At 33.8% G+C, this 19,084-nt stretch carries 18 protein-coding genes; 8 read left to right on the top strand and 10 right to left on the bottom strand.

Going from position 1 to position 19,084, the window contains the following annotated elements; translation table 11 throughout:
* Positions 1 to 169: 169 nt before the first annotated feature.
* Positions 170 to 544 carry a SpoIIAA family protein gene (locus tag EV143_RS19170; protein ID WP_133509543.1) on the bottom strand — a complete coding sequence of 125 codons (375 nt, stop codon included), beginning with the start codon at positions 542 to 544 and terminating at the stop codon, positions 170 to 172.
* Between the two features lie 201 nt (positions 545 to 745).
* On the opposite strand from EV143_RS19170, the gene EV143_RS19165 reads away from it, so the two are divergent.
* Positions 746 to 1,366 (top strand): DUF4230 domain-containing protein, encoded by a 621-nt coding sequence (locus EV143_RS19165; RefSeq protein ID WP_133509542.1) that lies wholly within the window; start codon positions 746 to 748, stop codon positions 1,364 to 1,366.
* A 269-nt stretch (positions 1,367 to 1,635) separates the two neighbouring features.
* On the opposite strand, the gene EV143_RS19160 is transcribed toward EV143_RS19165, so the two are convergent.
* The 3 genes from EV143_RS19160 to EV143_RS19150 all read right to left on the bottom strand — a co-directional run bounded on the left by EV143_RS19160 (position 1,636) and on the right by EV143_RS19150 (position 4,480).
* Entirely contained in the window at positions 1,636 to 3,393 is a 1,758-nt protein-coding gene (locus EV143_RS19160; RefSeq protein ID WP_133509541.1) for an aromatic amino acid hydroxylase, read from the bottom strand.
* Between the two features lie 140 nt (positions 3,394 to 3,533).
* The gene (locus EV143_RS19155) at positions 3,534 to 3,977 is read right to left on the bottom strand and encodes a hypothetical protein (RefSeq protein ID WP_133509540.1); all 444 of its coding nucleotides are present in this window, start codon (positions 3,975 to 3,977) and stop codon (positions 3,534 to 3,536) included.
* Positions 3,978 to 4,069: 92 nt separating this feature from the next.
* Positions 4,070 to 4,480, bottom strand: a complete 411-nt coding sequence (locus tag EV143_RS19150) for a group III truncated hemoglobin (RefSeq protein WP_133509539.1) — start codon at positions 4,478 to 4,480, stop codon at positions 4,070 to 4,072.
* A 371-nt stretch (positions 4,481 to 4,851) separates the two neighbouring features.
* On the opposite strand from EV143_RS19150, the gene EV143_RS19145 reads away from it, so the two are divergent.
* Positions 4,852 to 6,993, top strand: a complete 2,142-nt coding sequence (locus EV143_RS19145; RefSeq protein WP_133509538.1) for an RICIN domain-containing protein — start codon at positions 4,852 to 4,854, stop codon at positions 6,991 to 6,993.
* A gap of 291 nt (positions 6,994 to 7,284) precedes the next feature.
* Here the strand turns inward: EV143_RS19145 and EV143_RS19140 are convergent, their stop codons facing one another.
* From EV143_RS19140 to EV143_RS21550, 3 genes are all read right to left on the bottom strand, one after another.
* The gene (locus tag EV143_RS19140) at positions 7,285 to 7,827 is read right to left on the bottom strand and encodes a DUF4136 domain-containing protein (RefSeq protein WP_133509537.1); all 543 of its coding nucleotides are present in this window, start codon (positions 7,825 to 7,827) and stop codon (positions 7,285 to 7,287) included.
* 37 nt (positions 7,828 to 7,864) lie between these two features.
* Positions 7,865 to 9,841: a urocanate hydratase gene (locus tag EV143_RS19135; RefSeq protein WP_133509536.1), complete on the bottom strand. Its 1,977-nt coding sequence runs from the start codon at positions 9,839 to 9,841 to the stop codon at positions 7,865 to 7,867.
* A 172-nt stretch (positions 9,842 to 10,013) separates the two neighbouring features.
* The gene (locus EV143_RS21550; RefSeq protein ID WP_165830187.1) at positions 10,014 to 10,190 is read right to left on the bottom strand and encodes a DUF5522 domain-containing protein; all 177 of its coding nucleotides are present in this window, start codon (positions 10,188 to 10,190) and stop codon (positions 10,014 to 10,016) included.
* A 113-nt stretch (positions 10,191 to 10,303) separates the two neighbouring features.
* Between EV143_RS21550 and EV143_RS19130 the strand changes: the two genes are divergently transcribed.
* The 4 genes from EV143_RS19130 to hemL are packed head-to-tail and all read left to right on the top strand — an operon-like array spanning position 10,304 to position 13,747.
* Positions 10,304 to 10,639, top strand: a complete 336-nt coding sequence (locus EV143_RS19130; protein WP_133509535.1) for a hypothetical protein — start codon at positions 10,304 to 10,306, stop codon at positions 10,637 to 10,639.
* Between the two features lie 8 nt (positions 10,640 to 10,647).
* On the top strand, positions 10,648 to 11,544 hold the full coding sequence (locus EV143_RS19125) for a 1-aminocyclopropane-1-carboxylate deaminase/D-cysteine desulfhydrase (protein ID WP_243739915.1): 897 nt from the start codon (positions 10,648 to 10,650) through the stop codon (positions 11,542 to 11,544).
* Positions 11,537 to 12,430: a glucosaminidase domain-containing protein gene (locus tag EV143_RS19120; protein ID WP_133509533.1), complete on the top strand. Its 894-nt coding sequence runs from the start codon at positions 11,537 to 11,539 to the stop codon at positions 12,428 to 12,430. The genes EV143_RS19125 and EV143_RS19120 overlap by 8 nt, the downstream gene beginning before the upstream one ends.
* Positions 12,431 to 12,460: 30 nt before the next feature.
* A complete protein-coding gene (hemL, locus tag EV143_RS19115; RefSeq protein WP_133509532.1) occupies positions 12,461 to 13,747 on the top strand; it encodes a glutamate-1-semialdehyde 2,1-aminomutase in 1,287 nt (428 codons plus the stop codon).
* Positions 13,748 to 13,792: 45 nt separating this feature from the next.
* On the opposite strand, the gene EV143_RS21860 is transcribed toward hemL, so the two are convergent.
* Both EV143_RS21860 and EV143_RS19105 read right to left on the bottom strand, forming a co-directional pair.
* A complete protein-coding gene (locus EV143_RS21860; protein WP_243739914.1) occupies positions 13,793 to 14,524 on the bottom strand; it encodes a hypothetical protein in 732 nt (243 codons plus the stop codon).
* 163 nt (positions 14,525 to 14,687) lie between these two features.
* Positions 14,688 to 15,128, bottom strand: a complete 441-nt coding sequence (locus EV143_RS19105; protein ID WP_133509531.1) for a hypothetical protein — start codon at positions 15,126 to 15,128, stop codon at positions 14,688 to 14,690.
* Between the two features lie 160 nt (positions 15,129 to 15,288).
* Here EV143_RS19105 and EV143_RS19100 point away from each other — a divergent pair, with 160 nt between their 5' ends.
* Both EV143_RS19100 and EV143_RS19095 read left to right on the top strand, forming a co-directional pair.
* The gene (locus EV143_RS19100; RefSeq protein ID WP_133509530.1) at positions 15,289 to 16,314 is read left to right on the top strand and encodes a 2-hydroxyacid dehydrogenase; all 1,026 of its coding nucleotides are present in this window, start codon (positions 15,289 to 15,291) and stop codon (positions 16,312 to 16,314) included.
* Between the two features lie 48 nt (positions 16,315 to 16,362).
* Complete coding sequence (locus EV143_RS19095) at positions 16,363 to 16,965, top strand: hypothetical protein (RefSeq protein WP_133509529.1); 603 nt, start codon at positions 16,363 to 16,365, stop codon at positions 16,963 to 16,965.
* 112 nt (positions 16,966 to 17,077) lie between these two features.
* Here EV143_RS19095 and lysS read toward each other — a convergent pair whose 3' ends face one another.
* Positions 17,078 to 18,778, bottom strand: coding sequence for a lysine--tRNA ligase (lysS, locus tag EV143_RS19090; protein ID WP_133509528.1), 1,701 nt, complete (start codon positions 18,776 to 18,778; stop codon positions 17,078 to 17,080).
* Positions 18,779 to 19,084: the final 306 nt, after the last annotated feature.

Raw genomic sequence — 19,084 nt, 5'->3', positions numbered from 1 at the left:
TTAAATATCTCGCCAACATGTGATTTTTTATAAAATTGCTTTTCAATTATTGCTTTTTCCATCATAGTTCGCTGTTCAACCGTGGGATATTAATTAAAAGACAAAAAAAAAGAGACTCCAATAAGAGTCTCTTTTTTTACTAATTCAATATTTAATGTTTAGCAAAACTTTATTCCAAATCTATTTTTTCAGAAGTCCAGTCAATTGCCAATAAGTAATCTTCTTTTTTAAATCCTTTAAATTCACCCGGCATAATTTTATTAAAAACCATAGTAAAATTGATCATTCTCTGGCAATCAGTAACAATCGCAGCGCGAGTCCATTTCGAAAGGTTTTTAATGCTTAAAAGTGACTCATGTAACCAGGCACCCAAACTAAAATCTGTTGGAGAATTATCGAAAAAGAGTAGATAATTCAGTTTCTCCGTGTCATCTATTAAAAGTTTAACTTCAGAGGTAACGAAATCTACATCTCCTCTAACGATATGTCCGGCCGTTTTAAAGCCAATCATATTTGATGGTAATTCTTTGATTTTTTCGATCATAGCGTTTAAATTTGGGGTTTAAATGAGTTGTGGCAAACTTACCACACAACTCCATGTTTATTCTTATTAACAATACTTTGTTTTATATAATTCCCATGTTTGCAATTAGTTACGATTTATTTTTTGCAAGTCATCGCAACAACGACGGAAGTTTTATAAAAAAATGCCTAAATTGGCTATGTCAATTTTATTATGAATATTATGCTTAAAAGAATTTTAGCTTTAGTTGGAGTTATCCTGATAATTGTACTCGCATTTAAATACTGTGAGTTCAAAAAAGACGACGATTCTACAGTCGATTATAACACCAATTTAATACAGCAGCAAATTTTAAATGTTGGAAAATTGGTTGTCACCGAAGGACATTTCTCTGAAGTTCTAACGTATAAAAACCAACAAAAGTATTTGATGGACATGGTTTCTTTTGAGAAAAAAGCGCTAATTGTCGTAAATGCGAATGTTACGGTAGCATACGATTTGCATAAAATGAAATATGATATTGATGAAAAAAATAAAACCATCACAATCTTAAATATTCCAAAAGAAGAAATTACGATCAATCCTGATATTCAGTTTTATGATGTTGAGCAAAGCAAACTGAATCCGTTTACGGGAGATGATTACAATAAAATCAACAAATCTGTAAAAGCGAATCTAAAAAAGAAAATTGATAAATCTTCCCTAAAAACAAACGCCCAAAACAGATTAATCAGCGAATTGTCTAAGATTTTAATTCTGACGAATTCCATGGGTTGGAAACTGCAATACAATGGAAAAACGATAGAATCTGATGCAGATTTGAGTCAGGATTTGAAGATTTAATCAAAGGTTCAAAGGTTTTTTTTTAATCTTCTTTTCAGCGGATTAATCTCGAAGCTTGGGTACGTAGATAGAAATAAATTATTTCACCGGAATTTTATAAAGAGTTCTGGAGGAACAAATCATATTGTAGGGATGGATTTTAATCCATTCATCGCAAGCAAAATCTGCAATTTGTGTCATTTCGACGAAGGAGAAATCACATTAAGATAGCAACGAACTATAAATCCGTTATGTGATTTCTCCTCTGTCGAAATGACAAAACTATAGCTTTAAACTGTTTCCTTATCAAAAATCAAATCTAAACCACCGGAAATTAAATGTGCAATTTCAGGACGTCTTTCTTTCAACTGATCAAGATAAACCAACACTTCCTGCAAAAGTTGTTTCTCCTCTGCATCTTTCAAAAGTTCAGCGATTTCAATAGACAATAACCAGTCATTACCATGATTACTTTTAAGTTTTTCGAAAACAGTTTTTAATTCTGATTTAGAATCTTTGTTTTCACGAATCATACGAACTGTTTGATATAGCACTTCTAAATCATCACGTTCGTCTGTATGTTTTGCTTTTATAGTGGTAGTTTTCGGAACATTATCAATAAGATCAAAACTATTTACATCGGCCGGACCGGAAAAAGCAGAAACCACTTTTTTACCAATAGCCATATCGTAATTTCCCCATTCAGGCTTAAACAAAATTGTTTCCCCATGAGTTACCGTACAATTTCTAAAACTGATTAGAATAATTTCTCCGTGTAGGTTTCGTGATCCTGTAATGATTTCTCCTTCAACAATAATATTGCCTTCAAACTCTAATTTTACCGTTTCGTTTTCTACAATACTATAGGCTTGTAAATCCTTCGGACTCATATCTTCAATCGCTAAATTGAAACCTTTAAGTTTCCCTATCGGACTTCCGAATCCTTCAGGATGCGTTAAAGTTCCGTGACCAACCAATTCTTTTTCACGATAGGATAAAGCCGTTTTTCCGGTAGTCTGAATGTAAACCGGTTTTCCTTCTTCTTCAATTACATGCATAAAAACGCCTGAAATTTGTAAACCAGTACTCAATTCAATTGTTCCTAAAGCATTTGAATGAATTAATTTCTGAATTCCCGAAAGACCTCCGGTTCTCAAAGCCATTTTATTCGCAAATTCTTCCAGAATCAAACTCAAATAAGAAAAAGTAGGCGTTACATAAAGCTGAGGCTGTAACTGCGTAATATCAAAATTCTGATTCGCTGCCGAAATATCATAGGGAATTTTCTTCACGTTATCTGTCATACACCACGCACTTTCACCAATAGAAGAAAGTAATCCGGCGCCGTATATTTTTGGATTTTCAACAGTTCCAATTAAACCATATTCAACTGTCCACCAATGTAGGTTTCTAATTTGAGCCATTTCAGACAATTCGCCCATATTATTTTGTAAATCGGCAACAGCTTTTTCGGCTGCATCAATTTTATCCTGAGGCGTATCTTCGGCTTCTTTCAAAATAGAAAGCAAACGAATCGCTTCATACATCTGGTAATCTTTGTGAGAGGAAATCGCTTTGCAGCCAATTTCACCAAAACGACGTAAATATTCAGCATATTCCGGATTCGCAATAATAGGAGCGTGGCCGGCACCTTCGTGAATAATATCCGGAGCAGGCGTATATTCTATATGTTCGAGCTGACGAATATCTGAAGCAATAACCAAAACATTGTAAGCCTGAAATTCCATAAAAGCATTTGGCGGAATAAATCCGTCAACTGCAACGGCAGCCCAGCCAATTTCAGTCAAAATACGATTCATGCCGTACATGCTCGGAATAGAATTAATTTCGATTCCGGTTTTTTTCAAACCATCTAAATAAGAATGATGGGCAACTTTCGATAGATAATCTACATTTTTACGCATTACATATCGCCAAACCGCCTGATTAATTGGCGTGTAATCGCTATAATCCTGAGGTTTAATAAATTGCTTTAAATGTTTAGGCAATCGCTCTAATAACGGATTTGTTTCAATATTTGCGTTCATTTCGAAAACGTTGTAGATTAGAATGTAAAATTACGAATTTAAGAAGCTATTTTTTGCTATTCATTACAATATTTTTGATCGAAAGTGTAGTTTATTGCGTTTTTATAAGTTAGGAGAGATTAAATAAAGAAGTGAATTTTTTAGCAGTCATTATTTTGGTAATTAACATTCTCCATTATTTCTTCGTAATTCTCCAATTCTTTTTTAGTCATTTTAGATTCTTTCAGGTCAACAGTAAGTTGCTTTTTAGCATCAGAACTAATCCAGATTCCTGTAAAGGCATTTTTGGTTTTCTTTAAAATTAAAACGCCACTAAAACCGTATTCCACCAAAACAAATTCATTTTCTTTTGCATTTTGCGTCACACGAAGCTGTATCCAATCGTTCGATTTATTATAGCGATACATGGATGTAAACATTAACTCGCCGGTACATGGGCTTTCTTGCGTTTTAATGTATAATATGATAGGAAATTTTCCGTCAATAGTGCCTTTATATAAATTAGAAACCGGAGCTTCAGATTGTGCTTGTAAGTTGCTTAGAAAAGAGAAACAAAGTATAAAAAAAAGAACTGTTTTTTTCATGGATAAGTGGATTAGATTAAATTTTAATTGCATTTTCAGTCAATCAAATTTATCTAATAAAAATAGCATTTCAATTTAATTTTAAATTAGTTTTAAGATTTATCAGATGCATTTCTCAATTCATTTTCAGCATTTCTTAAATAATCAATTTTATAATTGAACATATAAGCCATATTTGCTGCACGCATTTTAGCTTCCTCAGTAATGGGTCCTGAAAACTGAGCATCAATAGACGTATTAAAAAGTGAAACCCAGCGGTCAAAATGCGTTTTATCTACCGGTAATTGTTTGTGTGGTGGGAATGGTGTTCCTGAATAAGCACGAACATCAAATAAAATAGTTTGCCAAAAGCCATACATTTTTTGCAAATGTTCAGGCCAGCGATTTTGCAATTTTTCATTGAAAATAGGACCAATTAAATCGTCATTTCTCACACTTTCGTAAAAAGTATTAACCATTTGTTTGATGTCTTCTATGTTTGAAATGTCTTTAACAGCTGCCATGTTTTCATAATATTAATGAATTACAAAAATACGATTTAACTTATCTCTATTCTGTGATATTTGTCATTTCTTATCATTAATTGGTATAAAAGCAGAAAAAATACAATCTGATTTTATGTTTAAATGTTTGATATATAATGAGTTAAAAATGAAGTAAGATTTTTATTAATTTTACATTAATTAATAAATTGATAATCAATAATTTGAAAAAAAATGTGATAAGTTTTTGTAAGGTTTAAATTTCAAAATGATGGGTTTTTGTAAAGTTGAATAATTGTTATTTTAATTATTTTTAGCATAATATTGATATGAATTAATAATATTAATCTTAAAAATTGAGAAAAATTTAATTATTAAAAAATCAAAAAACAATGAAGAAAACTACCCAAACACCAAAAAATCGAATGAAGTTTACTCTAATAATGTTTTTCATTATTATGACTTCGTTTATTACTAATGCTCAAACTGTTACCCCTTGGATAACATCAGGAGATCAGACCAAATTACTGCAGCAACAAGGTACTGTTAACTTTGGAACAAATTCAGGAACAAATCCTTCAACAGTTACCATCAATGCAGGAATTACATATCAAACTATGGATGGATTTGGTTATACACTTACCGAAGGAAGTTGCGAAGTTATTAGCGGAATGGCAGCAACGCAGCAAAATCAATTATTAAACGATTTGTATAATCCCACTATAGGATTAAACGCAAATGTTGTCAGAATTAGTATAGCAGCTTCTGACTTAAGCAGTTCTTCTTATAGTTATAACGAAACTTCAGGTGATGTAAACATGAACAATTTCAGTCTTAACGGACCAGATTTGACCTATTTAGTTCCGATTTTAAAAAAGATTCTACTTATTAATCCAAACATAAAAATACTGGCAACGCCTTGGTCAGCACCACGCTGGATGAAAACGAATAATTCCTGTATTGGCGGAAGTTTACAAACTCAATATTATGCTGCTTATGCGAGATATTTTGTAAAATATTTTGCAGCCATGCAGGCGCAGGGAATTTCTATTTGGGGAATCACGCCTCAAAACGAACCGGAAAATCCAAATAATGAACCAAGTATGTTAATGAATTCTACCGAACAAAAGAATTTTATAAATAATCAACTTGGCCCTCAAATGGCAACTGCAGGTTACGGAAATATAAAAATCATTGCTTTTGATCATAATTGCGATAATACAGCTTATCCTATTGATGTTTTAAATAATAGTGGTTATGTAGATGGCGCAGCGTTTCACTTGTATTTAGGAAATATTTCAGCAATGTCAACAGTTCGAAATGCGACCAATAAAAACGTATATTTTACAGAACAATATACAGGATCGGGCGGAAGTTTTAGTGGCGATTTTGGCTGGCACATGCAAAATGTAGTTATTGGAAGTACCAATAACTGGGCAAAAACAGTTTTAGAATGGAATGCTGCAAACAACTCAAGTTTAGGACCACGCACTCCGGGTGGATGTAATACCTGTTTAGGAGCTATTACGGTAAACAATAGTACAAGTTATACTAAAAATGTGGCGTATTATATTATTGGTCAAATCTCAAAATTTGTTAAACCCGGTGCTTTAAGAATTTCATCTTCTAGTACAAGCGATACCATTTTTTCTGCCGGATTTAAAAATCCTGACGGATCAATTGCGCTTGTAGTTTATAATTCAGGAGGATCTGCAAATACAATCAAAGTGGTGTCAGGATCTTCAGCCTTTAATTATTCAGTTCCGGCTTCATCGGCTGTTACTTTTAATTGGGGAGCCGGAAACCCGCCAGTAGAGACTTTTCCGGGATATTACAATATTATTTCAAGAAATAGTAACAAAGGATTAGACGTTGCTGATAACTCTACCACTAGCGGAGGCAGAATTCAGCAATATGATGTTACAGGCGGTGGAGGAAATAACCAACGTTGGAAATTCGTTCCTGACGGAAGTGGTAATTTTTACATCATTGTAAAATCGACAGGAATGTATCTGGCGACTGAAAATAACAGCACTGCTGATGGGATAAAAGTGCAGCAAAAAACATTCTCCGCTTCAAATGAATTCAAATGGACGGTTACAAGTTTGGGTGGAGGTTATTACAAAATCATCAATGTAAACAGTGGAAAATCATTAGATGTTGAAAACGTTTCTACAGCAAACGGAGCTAATATTCAGGTTTGGTCTTACACTGGAGGTTTAAATCAGCAATGGCAATTGGTGCAAGTTGAATCTACCGCTAAAAAGGTTGGTGCGGCAGAACCAGCGAATACATCAGATTTTTCTCTTTACATAAATTCAACAAATGATTATTTAAAAATTAATACGCCAAATTCAGGTTCTGGTCAGGTTGAGATTTATTCTGTAACGGGACAAAATGTGCTAAAAAGAAGCGTTGAATTTGTAAATGGAAATGAAGCTGAGGTAGAGATTTCGAAATTACCAAAAGGACTTTATGTTGTTAAGGTTAATGACAGTAAAAGATCCTATTCTAAAAAAGTCATGAAACAATAATAAAAAATTGGAAATTTAATTAGTAATTTTATTTTTGATTTTAAAAGGCTGTGTGATGTATCATGCGGCCTTTTTTGTTTTTTGTCACGAATTGTTAGTGTTTTCTTTTGCCACGAATTTCACAAATTAGCACGAATTTTTTTGCCACAGATTTAATGATTTTAATCTACTTGACACTAATTAAATAGTTTACAAAGAAAAATAATTCGTGCTAATTTGTGGAATTCATAGCAACTTTTAATAAAAAAACCTTCCAATTGGAAGGTTTTCATTTATATAAGATCTTGTGCTTTATTGTTTTTTCACCGGAGGATATTGTGCCAAAACTTTGCTTACAATTTCTTGTACTCTCTCGTCTTTTTTGTCAATATTTTTAGTTAAAGTTCCAACGCCTTCACCTTGCCAGATCATTTCTTTCTTTTTGGCATCGATTAAGTCAATAAATAAAGTTCCTTCTGTAGAGGTAGAAACTGTAGTTTGGTTTCCTCCATACATCATGTACGGATTCCATCCCCAACCCCAACCATAACCCCAACCGGCGCTAAATTGGTTTACGTTTACTTGTTCTCTTGATTTAGTAAAAATATTTACTAATAAATCAGGATTTTCACTTTTTGTAAAACCTTTGGCTTGTAATTCAGTGTCTATTGCGTGAAGAATTCTTCTTTTATCCAAATCAGAAATTTCGACTTTATCAATTCCCGGCTTAAAAAATGCATACGTTTTATAAGGCGCGAAATCTACGTTTTTGTCGTAATCAGAATAAACACTAACAGTGCTGCAGGAGGCTAGTATCAAAAGCAAAAAAACGGGTACTAATTTGAATGTTTTCATATTTATAAATGTTAAATGTTCTTGGTTCGACTTTAACTTAAAATAAACTTTCGTCTACAATATTAGGTAAAGTTACTTTTAATAAAGGCTGAACTTCCATTGCTCTTTTTATGGCAAAAATCGCTTCGTCATTTCGGGCCCAGCTTCGTCTTGAAATTCCGTTGTTAACATCCCAGAAAAGCATTGATGCTAAACGCTTTGAAGCCTCTTTAGATCCATCAAGAACCATACCAAAGCCACCGTTTATAACCTCTCCCCAGCCAACTCCTCCGCCATTATGAATTGATACCCAAGTTGCGCCCCTAAAGCTGTCTCCAATTACGTTTTGAATCGCCATATCTGCCGTAAAACGAGATCCGTCGTAGATATTTGATGTTTCTCTATAAGGAGAATCCGTTCCGGAAACATCATGATGATCGCGTCCTAAAACAACTGTTCCAATTTCACCTTTTGCAATCGCCTGATTAAAAGCTTCGGCAATTTTAATTCTTCCTTCAGCATCGGCATAGAGAATTCTCGCTTGAGAACCAACCACCAGTTTATTTTCCTGAGCGCCTTTTATCCATTTAATGTTATCTTGCATTTGCTGCTGAATTTCATTTGGAGCCGTTTTTGCCATTTCTTCTAAAATCTGACTTGCAATCGTATCTGTTTTTTGTAAATCTTCTGGTTTTCCAGAGGTACAAACCCATCTAAAAGGTCCAAAACCGTAATCGAAACACATTGGTCCCATGATATCCTGAACGTAACTAGGATATTTAAAATCGATATTATTTTCTGCCATTATATCTGCGCCTGCGCGGGAAGCTTCGAGTAAAAATGCATTTCCGTAATCGAAAAAGTAAGTTCCTTTTGCAGTATGTTTGTTAATTGCAGCAGCGTGTCGGCGTAAGGTTTCCTGAACTTTTTCTTTGAATAATTCCGGATTTTCAGCCATCATCTTATTGGCATCTTCAAACGAAATTCCAACCGGATAATAACCTCCAGCCCACGGATTATGAAGCGAAGTCTGATCTGATCCTAAATCAATTTTGATATTTTCTTTGTCAAAACATTCCCAAACATCAACCACATTTCCTAAATAAGCTATCGAAACCGTTTCTTTATTGGCTTTCGCCGAATTGACTCTCTTAACCAATTCTTCAGTCGAAGTTACAATTTCATTAATCCATCCTTGCTCATGGCGAATTTTAGTGATTTTTGGATTTACTTCGGCGCAGACCGTAATACAGCCTGCAATATTTCCGGCTTTTGGCTGCGCGCCAGACATTCCGCCAAGTCCAGAAGTTACAAATAAATTCCCTTCAGGATTTAGTTTTATTTTTCTGAAACCATTCAAAACCGTAATCGTTGTTCCGTGTACAATTCCCTGTGGGCCAATATACATATAACTTCCCGCCGTCATTTGTCCGTATTGTGAAACTCCAAGTGCATTCATTTTTTCCCAATCGTCCGGTTTAGAATAATTCGGAATAACCATTCCGTTCGTAACCACAACTCTTGGCGCTTCAGCATGTGAAGGAAATAATCCCATCGGATGTCCTGAATACATCGTTAAAGTCTGCTCATCTGTCATTTCAGACAAATATTTCATGGTCAATAAATATTGTGCCCAGTTTTGAAAAACCGCTCCGTTTCCGCCATACGTAATCAATTCATGCGGATGTTGCGCCACTGCATAATCCAGATTGTTCTGAATCATGTGCATAATCGCTTTTGCCTGTATTGATTTTCCCGGATATTCATCGATTGGGCGAGCGTACATTTTGTAATCCGGACGAAAGCGATACATATATATACGACCGTATTTTTCTAATTCTTCTGAAAATTCCTGAATTAATTCAGCGTGATGCTGAGGTTCAAAATAGCGTAGTGCATTTTTTAAAGCCAGTTTTTTTTCTTCTGCAGAAAGAATTTCTTTTCGTTTCGGAGCGTGGTTAATCGCTAAATCGTAAGCTGCCTTTGGAGGTAATTTGGATGGAATTCCTTGTTGTATTTGTTCTTTAAAAGTCATTATTTTTTTTAGATTATAAGATTTTTAGAATGTTAGACTTCGTAGATTTTTTGAAGTCGTATTTTAAAAACCTATTTTAATTATTGGTTAGTGTAGTATTTTTTTTTATTCAAGATCGAAATGTAAAATTCAGAGAAATCTAATAATCTAAGAAGTCTAACAATCTAACGATCTATTTCCTGATTTCTCCCGTTCGTTTATCAAATCCATACGGACAATGTCGACAGCCGCTTTTGCAGCAATATCCTCTTTTTAGGTGGTGTTTTTCAGTAAAGCATTTATAACCTTCGGGCGTATAGTAAAAATCTTCGCCTTCGATTAATTTATTTTCATTACTTTGCTCTTTCATAGATCTGCTTTCGGTTTTATGTTCTTATTTTTAAAATCAAAATGAATTTAATTGATTGTGATTTTAATGAAATCGAACAATTTTCATCTACAAATTTATAAATTTTACAGCTAATGTTTCTGATTGTTGCCAAATATTTAATTCCGAAAGGATATCGAGGAATGGCTGTTTTTCCGTTTGTTTTAATGAAATATGATTTTGATAAAGCAAATACAACTTTTGTTAATCATGAAAAAATACATTTAAAACAACAACTTGAAATGCTGATTCTTCCTTTTTTTATTTGGTACTTTTTAGAATATTTTATTCGTTTAATTCAATATAAAAATAAGGATTTAGCCTATCGAAATATTAGTTTTGAAAGAGAAGCTTACGCAAAAGAAACCGATTTAAATTATTTGAAAAACCGACAATTTTATCAGTTTATAAATTACATCAATTTAAAATAAAACCGATTTTGAACCAAGAAATTCATATCACTTTTCCGAACGAAATCTCTTTGACAATTAAACGTGAAGACTTGATTCATCCGTTTGTTTCCGGGAATAAATTCAGAAAACTTAAATACAATTTACTTCAGGCGAAAGCCGAAAATCATACAACCGTAGTAACTTTTGGCGGCGCTTTTTCGAACCATATTGCAGCGGTTGCTTTTGCCGGAAAAGAACAGGGCTTTAAAACAATAGGAATAATTCGCGGCGATGAACTTTTTGATAAAATTGAAGAAAATCCGACTTTAAAATTCGCTCAGCAAAACGGAATGGAATTCGAATTTGTAACGCGGGAAGAGTATCGGCTTAAAAATGAAATTTCCTTTCTGGAAAAGCTTAAAAATAAGTTTGGCTATTTTTATTTAGTGCCTGAAGGCGGAACAAATGAACTGGCAGTAAAAGGCTGCGAAGAGATTTTAACTACTGAGGATGCTATTTTTAATTACGTTTGCTGCGCTGTAGGAACTGGCGGAACCATTTCAGGATTAATTAATAGTGCATTGCCAAATCAGAAGATTTTAGGGTTTCCGGCGTTAAAAGGTGACTTTTTAAAAGATGAAATTCGTATTTTTGCAAAACAAGATAACTGGGATTTAATTTCTGACTATCATTTTGGAGGTTATGGAAAGATAAGTTTAGAATTAATTGAGTTTATCAATGCATTTTTTGAAGAAAATAAAGTGCCCTTAGATCCAATTTATACTGGAAAGATGGTTTTTGGCGTTATAGATTTAATCTACAAGAACTATTTTCCTGAGCATTCAAAAATTTTACTCATTCACACAGGCGGATTACAGGGGATTGAAGGAATGAATTTAAAATTGAAGCAGAAAAAATTACCAATACTAAAAAGGAATGTTTAAAAAAACTCTAATACTTCTCATAATTGCAACTTTGGCAAGTTGTTCTTCCAGCAAACCGGCTATTGCAACAACTAAAAGAGAAGCAATACAGAAGCCCAGAGTGGCGACAACAAAAAAACCGGTTTATACAAAAGCAACGGCTAAAAATTTCCCTTCTACAAATAACACTACAGAAGTTATTCAGTCTACATCAAAAACGGTTGTATCCAGCAATGTAATTACAGATTATGTTTTGCAGTACAAAGAGATTGCAATGGGAAATATGCAGAAATACGGTATTCCGGCAAGTATTATTCTGGCTCAGGGAATTTTAGAATCAGGAGCGGGAAAAGGCGATTTAGCAATGCAAGCCAATAATCATTTCGGAATTAAATGTCATAGTGACTGGCTGGGCGAAAGTGTTCGTCATGATGATGATTCGTCTCAGGAATGTTTTAGAAAATACAGAGAAGCTTCAGAATCGTATCGTGATCATGCCTTGTTTTTAGTTGGAAAAAAGAGATATGCTAATTTATTTACTTTCGAAAAAGACGATTACAAAGCGTGGGCAAAAGGTTTAAGAGCCGCAGGTTATGCCACAGATCCTAATTATCCCGATAAATTAATTAGTTATATCGAACGCTATAATTTGCACCAATATGATTGTCAAGTTACGGGTAAAGAGTATAAACCTTTTGAGAAATCAAGTTCAACTAAAACGACAGGTTCAACTAAAAGTTCTAATTCTAATTCAAACCCGAACGATCCTAATTTATACGAAGTGCAACAAGGAGATACCTTATATTCAATTTCAAAAAAATTCAATGTATTGGTTGATGATTTGAAGAGAAAAAACAATCTTTCAGATAACACACTTTCGGTAGGACAGCGGTTAAAAGTTAAGTAAACAATCTAAATTCAGAAATCTAAAATCATAATGATCTATAAAAGAAGTAGTCAGCTTTTTGCTGAAGCAGAAAAAGTAATTCCGGGAGGAGTAAATTCGCCAGTTAGAGCCTTTAAAGCAGTTGGAGGAACTCCTATTTTTGTAAAAAGTGCCAAAGGTGCTTATTTGTATGATGAGGATGGAAATAAATTAATCGATTATATTAACTCTTGGGGACCAATGGTTTTGGGTCATGCGTATCAGCCTGTTGTTGATGCTGTGATTGAAAAAGCAAAATTGGGAACTTCTTTTGGAATGCCAACGGAATTAGAAACTCAAATTGCAGCTTTGGCTGTTTCTATGGTTCCGAATATTGACAAAATCAGATTCGTAAATTCAGGTACAGAAGCTTGTATGAGCGCGATTCGTTTGGCTCGCGGCTTTACAAAAAGAGATAAAATCATCAAATTTGCAGGTTGTTACCACGGACATTCAGATTCATTTTTGATTCAGGCTGGGAGCGGAGCTGTAACTTTCGGATCTCCAAATAGCCCGGGTGTTACGGAAGGAACTGCAAAAGATACTTTATTAGCAAAATACAATGATTTAGAGAATGTAAAAACTTTAATAGAAGCCAATAAAAACGAAATTGCAGCGATCATTATCGAAGCAGTTGCAGGAAATATGGGTTGTATTCCGCCTCAAAAAGGTTTTCTGGAAGGTTTAAGAGAATTGTGCACAGCAAACGGAATTTTACTAATTTTTGATGAGGTAATGACTGGTTTCCGTTTGGCTCGAGGAGGTGTTCAGGAATTGTATAATATTAATGCTGATATTGTTACTTTCGGAAAAGTAATTGGTGGTGGTTTACCTGTTGGCGCTTTTGCTGCGCGCGAAGAAATCATGAATTATTTAGCGCCGCTTGGTCCGGTTTATCAGGCAGGAACACTTTCCGGAAATCCGTTAGCGATGGCTGCAGGGTTGGCAATGTTGCAATCTTTAAATAATGACCGTGAAATTTTTACACGTTTAGAAGAAAAAACAGCGTATTTAGAAGCAGGAATTGATAGAGTTCTTAAAGCAAATAATGTTGTCTTTACAATAAACAGAGTCGGTTCTATGATCTCTGTTCATTTTGATGAAAATCCGGTTGTAGATTTTCAGACTGCAGCAAAAGGAGATAACGAAACATTTAAGAAATTCTTTCACGGTTTATTAAACGAAGGAATTTATATTGCGCCTTCTGCGTATGAAACCTGGTTTATTACCGATGCATTAACCTACGAAGATTTAGATTTTACAATTAATGCGATTGATAAGGTTTCAAAGACATTTTAATAAAACAAAAAAGAGGCTTTTAAAGCCTCTTTTTTTTGATCTCAATTACATTTTATTTCGGTGATCTTTCATTTTATCTTTATGCTCTTTTTGAATTGCTGTCCATTTTTTATATTGATCAGCAGTTAAAATAGATTTCATTTTTGCATCATTAGCTTTGTGATCTTCTAGCATTTGTTTTTTCATGGCTTTTCTTTCAGCGTCAGTTGGTTTCACGTCAGAATCTTTTCTGCTTTTTTTAAGCATTGCCATTTTTGTACTTCTGTCAGATAAAAGTTCACTAACTTTCTTTTGCTGATCGGTATTTAAATTTAACTCTGTAGTTAATTTTTGCAAATGAGCCTGATCACGTTCTTGTGGCGTTTTGTGATCTCCGTGTCCTTTGTGATCCTCTTTGTGTTCTTTCTTAAGAGCCGTCCATTTAGTGTATTGATCTGCATTTAAAATCGCTTTCATTTTAGCATCGTTAGCTTCTTTTTCAGCTTTCATTTGTTTTTTAAAAGCTTCTCTTTCAGCATCAGTTGGTTTTGTTTTACTATCCTTTCTGGCATCCCTAAACTTATCAGCCTTAGCACTTCTTTCTGCTAAAAGTTGTTTTACCTGATCCTGTTGCTTTTTATCTAAATTCAAATCAGAAGTCAATTTTTGTAAATGTTTTTCATTACGTTGTTCCGGAGTTAATTTTTCTCTTTGATCACGTGTTGATTTCTGATTGATGTCTTGTGCAAAACTTACTACTCCAACGAATAATAAAGCTGCGATAAATAATTTTTTCATAATTCGTTTTTTTTAATGATTATACCATTTAGACTTCAATAAGTTTGCTAAGTTTAATGGGCTTGTCAGATTTATCTTTTATTTAACAGAAACTATTAATGAAAGCATAAATGATTATCGAAAATAAAAAAGAGGCTTAATTGCCTCTTTTAATAACCTGTATTTAATTATTTTCATTTTTGTATTCCTTCATTTTTTCTCTGGCTTTGTCTTTATTTTTTTCTTGTAAAGTATGCCATTTGGTGTATTGGTCAACAGTTAAAATAGATTTCATTTTAGCATCGTTAGCCTCTTTTTCAGCTAGCATTTCTTTTTTAAAAGCCTCTCTTTCTTCTGCAGTTGGTTTTACGTTGCTGTCTTTTTTGTCTTTTCTTGCTTCTCTAAATTTTTCTGCTTTTGCACTTCTTTCAGCCAGTAATTGTTTTACCTGAGTTTGTTGATTGGCATCTAAAGTCAATTCAGAAGTTAATTTTTGCAACTGTTTTTCGTTACGTTGTTCCGGAGTTAATCTTTCTCTTTGTTCACGTGCCGGTTTTTGATCCATGTCTTGTGCAAAACTTGCTATTCCAACGAATAACAAAGCTGCGATAAATAATTTTTTCATGAGGTAAGTTTTTTAATTGTTATATCGATTTAGACTTTATAATGTTCAATAGGTTTAATTTGATTGTAAGAATTATAGTTTATTTAACTAAACGGAAAGTAGTTAGCTAAAATTGCTTAACTTGGTAAAACTATAGGTATCAACCCAAAATAAATGGATTATGAGTTTAAATGCTACATCAGACGAAAATAAAATTGCTTTCTTTTCTACACAGCCGTATGATAGAGCTTTCTTTAATAAATACAATCAGGATTTTGGTTTTGAATTGGATTTTTTTGAAACGCAGTTAAATCCGCAAACCGTAATTTTAATTGAAAAGGCCCAAATCGTTTGTGTCTTTGTAAATGATATTGTAAACGAAGTGGTCATTAAACAACTGGCAGAAAAAAAAGTAAAAATTATTGCGTTGCGTTGTGCCGGTTTTAATAATGTCGATCTTGAAGCTGCAAAAAAACACAATATAAAAGTATGTCGTGTTCCCGCCTATTCGCCTCAGGCAGTCGCAGAACATGCCATGGCGATGATTTTGACTTTAAACCGAAAAACACATAAAGCCTACAATAGAGTTCGGGAACAAAATTTCTCTTTAAACGGTTTGTTAGGTTTCGATTTATTCGGAAAAACAATCGGAATCATCGGGACAGGAAATATCGGAAAAGCTTTTGCAAAAATTGCTTTAGGTTTTGGCTGCAAAGTCTTGGCTTATGATATTGTAACAAATTCCGAAATGGAAAAAGACGGAGTTCAGTTTGTACCTCTGGAAGAAATTTTTAAATCAAGCGATATTATCTCATTGCATTGTCCGTTAAACGAGCAGACAAAGCATATTATCGATAAAAAATCAATTGATTTAATGAAAGACAGCGTCATGATCATCAATACAAGTCGTGGCGGATTAATAGAAACTGCTTGTGTTATTGAAGGTTTAAAAGAAGGTAAAATTGGCTATCTGGGAATTGATGTTTATGAACAAGAAGAAAAACTATTCTTTAGAGATTTATCTGCAGATATTATTCAGGATGACGCCATTCAGCGTTTAATGAGTTTTCCGAATGTTTTGGTTACGGCGCATCAGGCGTTTTTTACTAATGAAGCATTGACTCAGATTGCTTTGGTCACGTTTAATAATATAAAATCTTTGCTGGCGAATAATGATATTGAAAATAAAGCTGCTTTGCTGGTTTAAATCAAATTGGCAAACACCGAATATTTTAAAAATATAAAATCATCAATTATGAAGACTAAAATATTAATTGCACTAACAATTCTAGGCATCTGCTCCTGTCAAAATAAAGATAAAACGGAATCAAAGAATATTATCAAAACAATTGTTCAGGATACATTATCCAAAACCGTTGCCGGAACTGCTGATATCAGTAACGCTCCTGCAAAAGAGGACAAAGCAGTCGAATTAATTCAAAAACAATTAAATGTTTTATTAATGAAAGATCTTCCTGCAATTACAAAAGAAGATCGATTCTTTTATTATGAAGCTTTTGATTTAAATAACGACAAGAAAGATGAATATTTTGTCGGCTTTTCTAATCCTTATTTCTGCGGAAGCGGAGGCTGTTCGGGTTACATTTTGAATAATGATGGAAGTTTGATCAATTCATTTACTGTAACTGATTTCCCGATTATTGTAACAACTTCTTCAACGGATAAATTCTATGATCTTATTTTTGAAAGTGGAGGAAAATTTTATCTTTTAAAAATGGAAAATGGAAAATATCCTTTTAATCCCTCGGTTCAGGAAAAGTGGCAAGGCGATGTTCCGAAAGAAAGTACAAAGGTTTTGGATATTGATGGGAAAAAATTGGAGAAGTATTCTTTTTAATCTATTAGTAATTTTAAATAGTAAACCCGACAGGTTTTTAAAACCTGTCGGGTTTGAATATTATGGATCAATTTTGAAATTTGGAATTTCCAAATTGGAATTTAAATAAAAACTAGCCCACCAATTCAACCATTTTAAATTCGCCTTCAACAGCAACTTTGGTCAAACCGTGTTTAGATAAGTTTTTCATAGAAGCATCCCATTTTTTACCGCTTAAATTAGCAGTAACTTTTAGTTGCGCCAAATCCATTTTGTTTTCGTTTCCTTTTAGTAAATCGATAATTATTTTCTCTTCATCAGATAATTCAATTACTTGTTTTTTCTCCGGACGCATTTGCGGGAATAATAAAACTTCCTGAATAGAAGCATTATTTGTCAAGTACATAATCAAACGATCCATTCCAATTCCCATTCCGGAAGTTGGAGGCATACCATATTCAAGAGCTCTTAAGAAATCTTCGTCGATAATTCCGTTCGCTTCATCATCACCTTTTTCAGACAAACGCATTTGGTCTTCAAAACGCTCACGCTGATCAATTGGGTCGTTCAGTTCAGAATAAGCATTTGCAATTTCTTTACCACAAACCATCAATTCAAAACGTTCTGTAAGTTCTGGATTGTCGCGGTGTTCCTTACACAAAGGCGACATTTCTTTTGGATAATCCGTAATAAAAGTTGGCTGAATGTAATTTCCTTCGCATTTAGCTCCAAAAATTTCATCAATCAATTTTCCTTTACCCATTGTTTTATCAACATCAATTCCCATTCCTCTTGCTGCTTCAAACAATTCATCTTCATTTTTTCCTGAGATATCAAATCCGGTAAAATGTTTAATAGAATCTGTCATTGTTACACGAGCGTAAGGCGCTTTAAAGTTAATTTGGTGTTCACCAAAAGTAACTTCACTTGTTCCGTTAACCGCAATAGCGCAATGTTCAAGCAAACCTTCAGCAAATTCCATCATCCAGTTGTAGTCTTTATAGGCTACATATATTTCCATAGCAGTAAATTCAGGATTATGCGTTCTGTCCATTCCTTCATTTCTAAAGTTTTTAGAGAACTCATAAACACCTTCAAAACCACCAACAATTAATCTTTTTAAATATAATTCGTTCGCAATACGCATGTAAAGCGGAATATCAAGCGAATTATGATGCGTTGTAAAAGGGCGTGCCGCAGCTCCACCCGGAATTGGTTGTAAAACCGGAGTTTCAACTTCAAGATAACCCGCATCGTTAAAATAGCCGCGCATTGCGCTAAATAACTTGGTACGTTTGATAAAGTTTTCTTTTACTTGAGGATTAACCGTTAAATCTACATAACGCATTCTGTAACGTAATTCAGGATCATTAAATGCATCGTGAACGTTTCCATCCTCATCAACTTTTGGTAAAGGAAGCGGACGTAATGTTTTACTTAAAAAAGTAAATCCGTCAACACGAATACATTGCGCACCTACTTTTGTAGTAAACAATTCTCCTTCAATACCAATAAAATCACCTAAATCGGTTAATTTTTTAAAAACCGTGTTGTATAACGTTTTATCATCGCCTTCACACAAAACATCCCGATTCACGTACAATTGTATACGCCCTTCGCTATCCTGCAATTCAGCAAAACAAGCTTTTCCCTGATCTCTAACACTCATCAAACGTCCGGCAACAATAACCTTTTTACCTTCTTCAAAAGTCTCCTTTATTTGCTTTGAAGTATGATTTACAGGAAAAAGATCAGCGGGATAAGGATTGATTCCTAAGTTGCGTAAGTTTTGAAGTTTCTCTCTTCGGATAATTTCTTGTTCTGATAATGCCATTTTGTGCTCTTTTTTAAGTGTGCAAAGATAAAGAAAAGAATGTAGATTTTAGAATGCAGATTTTAGATTTTTTGTAGCAGTAATTTTCTTGTTTTCAATGCCCTTTAGTCCCGCTATTCACTTGTATCTTTTTTGCAGAAAAAGCAAAAAAGGATACCGCTGCTATCGGGGCTAGATGAGAAATTTTTGTTTTCAGAATACATTTTGGTTGAAGTCGTTTGTCTTTGCGAGGAACGAAGCAATCACACATTTTAATTATTTAAATTTAAGAGATTAAGTTTAAAATCTCAGTATATTAGTAACTTA

This window comes from Flavobacterium chryseum (assembly GCF_004362015.1).
Taxonomy (GTDB): Bacteria; Bacteroidota; Bacteroidia; order Flavobacteriales; family Flavobacteriaceae; genus Flavobacterium.
Note: the sequence above shows the minus strand (reverse complement) of the source record. Positions and strands in the feature narration are given on the sequence as shown.

What these genes read in the sequence shown, in the direction of transcription:
- EV143_RS19170 (WP_133509543.1), bottom strand. Translation starts at nt 544, where the DNA reads ATGATCGAAAAAATCAAAGAATTACCATCAAATATGATTGGCTTTAAA.
- EV143_RS19165 (WP_133509542.1), top strand. Translation starts at nt 746, where the DNA reads ATGCTTAAAAGAATTTTAGCTTTAGTTGGAGTTATCCTGATAATTGTA.
- EV143_RS19160 (WP_133509541.1), bottom strand. Translation starts at nt 3,393, where the DNA reads ATGAACGCAAATATTGAAACAAATCCGTTATTAGAGCGATTGCCTAAA.
- EV143_RS19155 (WP_133509540.1), bottom strand. Translation starts at nt 3,977, where the DNA reads ATGAAAAAAACAGTTCTTTTTTTTATACTTTGTTTCTCTTTTCTAAGC.
- EV143_RS19150 (WP_133509539.1), bottom strand. Translation starts at nt 4,480, where the DNA reads ATGGCAGCTGTTAAAGACATTTCAAACATAGAAGACATCAAACAAATG.
- EV143_RS19145 (WP_133509538.1), top strand. Translation starts at nt 4,852, where the DNA reads ATGAAGAAAACTACCCAAACACCAAAAAATCGAATGAAGTTTACTCTA.
- EV143_RS19140 (WP_133509537.1), bottom strand. Translation starts at nt 7,827, where the DNA reads ATGAAAACATTCAAATTAGTACCCGTTTTTTTGCTTTTGATACTAGCC.
- EV143_RS19135 (WP_133509536.1), bottom strand. Translation starts at nt 9,841, where the DNA reads ATGACTTTTAAAGAACAAATACAACAAGGAATTCCATCCAAATTACCT.
- EV143_RS21550 (WP_165830187.1), bottom strand. Translation starts at nt 10,190, where the DNA reads ATGAAAGAGCAAAGTAATGAAAATAAATTAATCGAAGGCGAAGATTTT.
- EV143_RS19130 (WP_133509535.1), top strand. Translation starts at nt 10,304, where the DNA reads ATGTTTCTGATTGTTGCCAAATATTTAATTCCGAAAGGATATCGAGGA.
- EV143_RS19120 (WP_133509533.1), top strand. Translation starts at nt 11,537, where the DNA reads ATGTTTAAAAAAACTCTAATACTTCTCATAATTGCAACTTTGGCAAGT.
- hemL (WP_133509532.1), top strand. Translation starts at nt 12,461, where the DNA reads ATGATCTATAAAAGAAGTAGTCAGCTTTTTGCTGAAGCAGAAAAAGTA.
- EV143_RS21860 (WP_243739914.1), bottom strand. Translation starts at nt 14,524, where the DNA reads ATGAAAAAATTATTTATCGCAGCTTTATTATTCGTTGGAGTAGTAAGT.
- EV143_RS19105 (WP_133509531.1), bottom strand. Translation starts at nt 15,128, where the DNA reads ATGAAAAAATTATTTATCGCAGCTTTGTTATTCGTTGGAATAGCAAGT.
- EV143_RS19100 (WP_133509530.1), top strand. Translation starts at nt 15,289, where the DNA reads ATGAGTTTAAATGCTACATCAGACGAAAATAAAATTGCTTTCTTTTCT.
- EV143_RS19095 (WP_133509529.1), top strand. Translation starts at nt 16,363, where the DNA reads ATGAAGACTAAAATATTAATTGCACTAACAATTCTAGGCATCTGCTCC.
- lysS (WP_133509528.1), bottom strand. Translation starts at nt 18,778, where the DNA reads ATGGCATTATCAGAACAAGAAATTATCCGAAGAGAGAAACTTCAAAAC.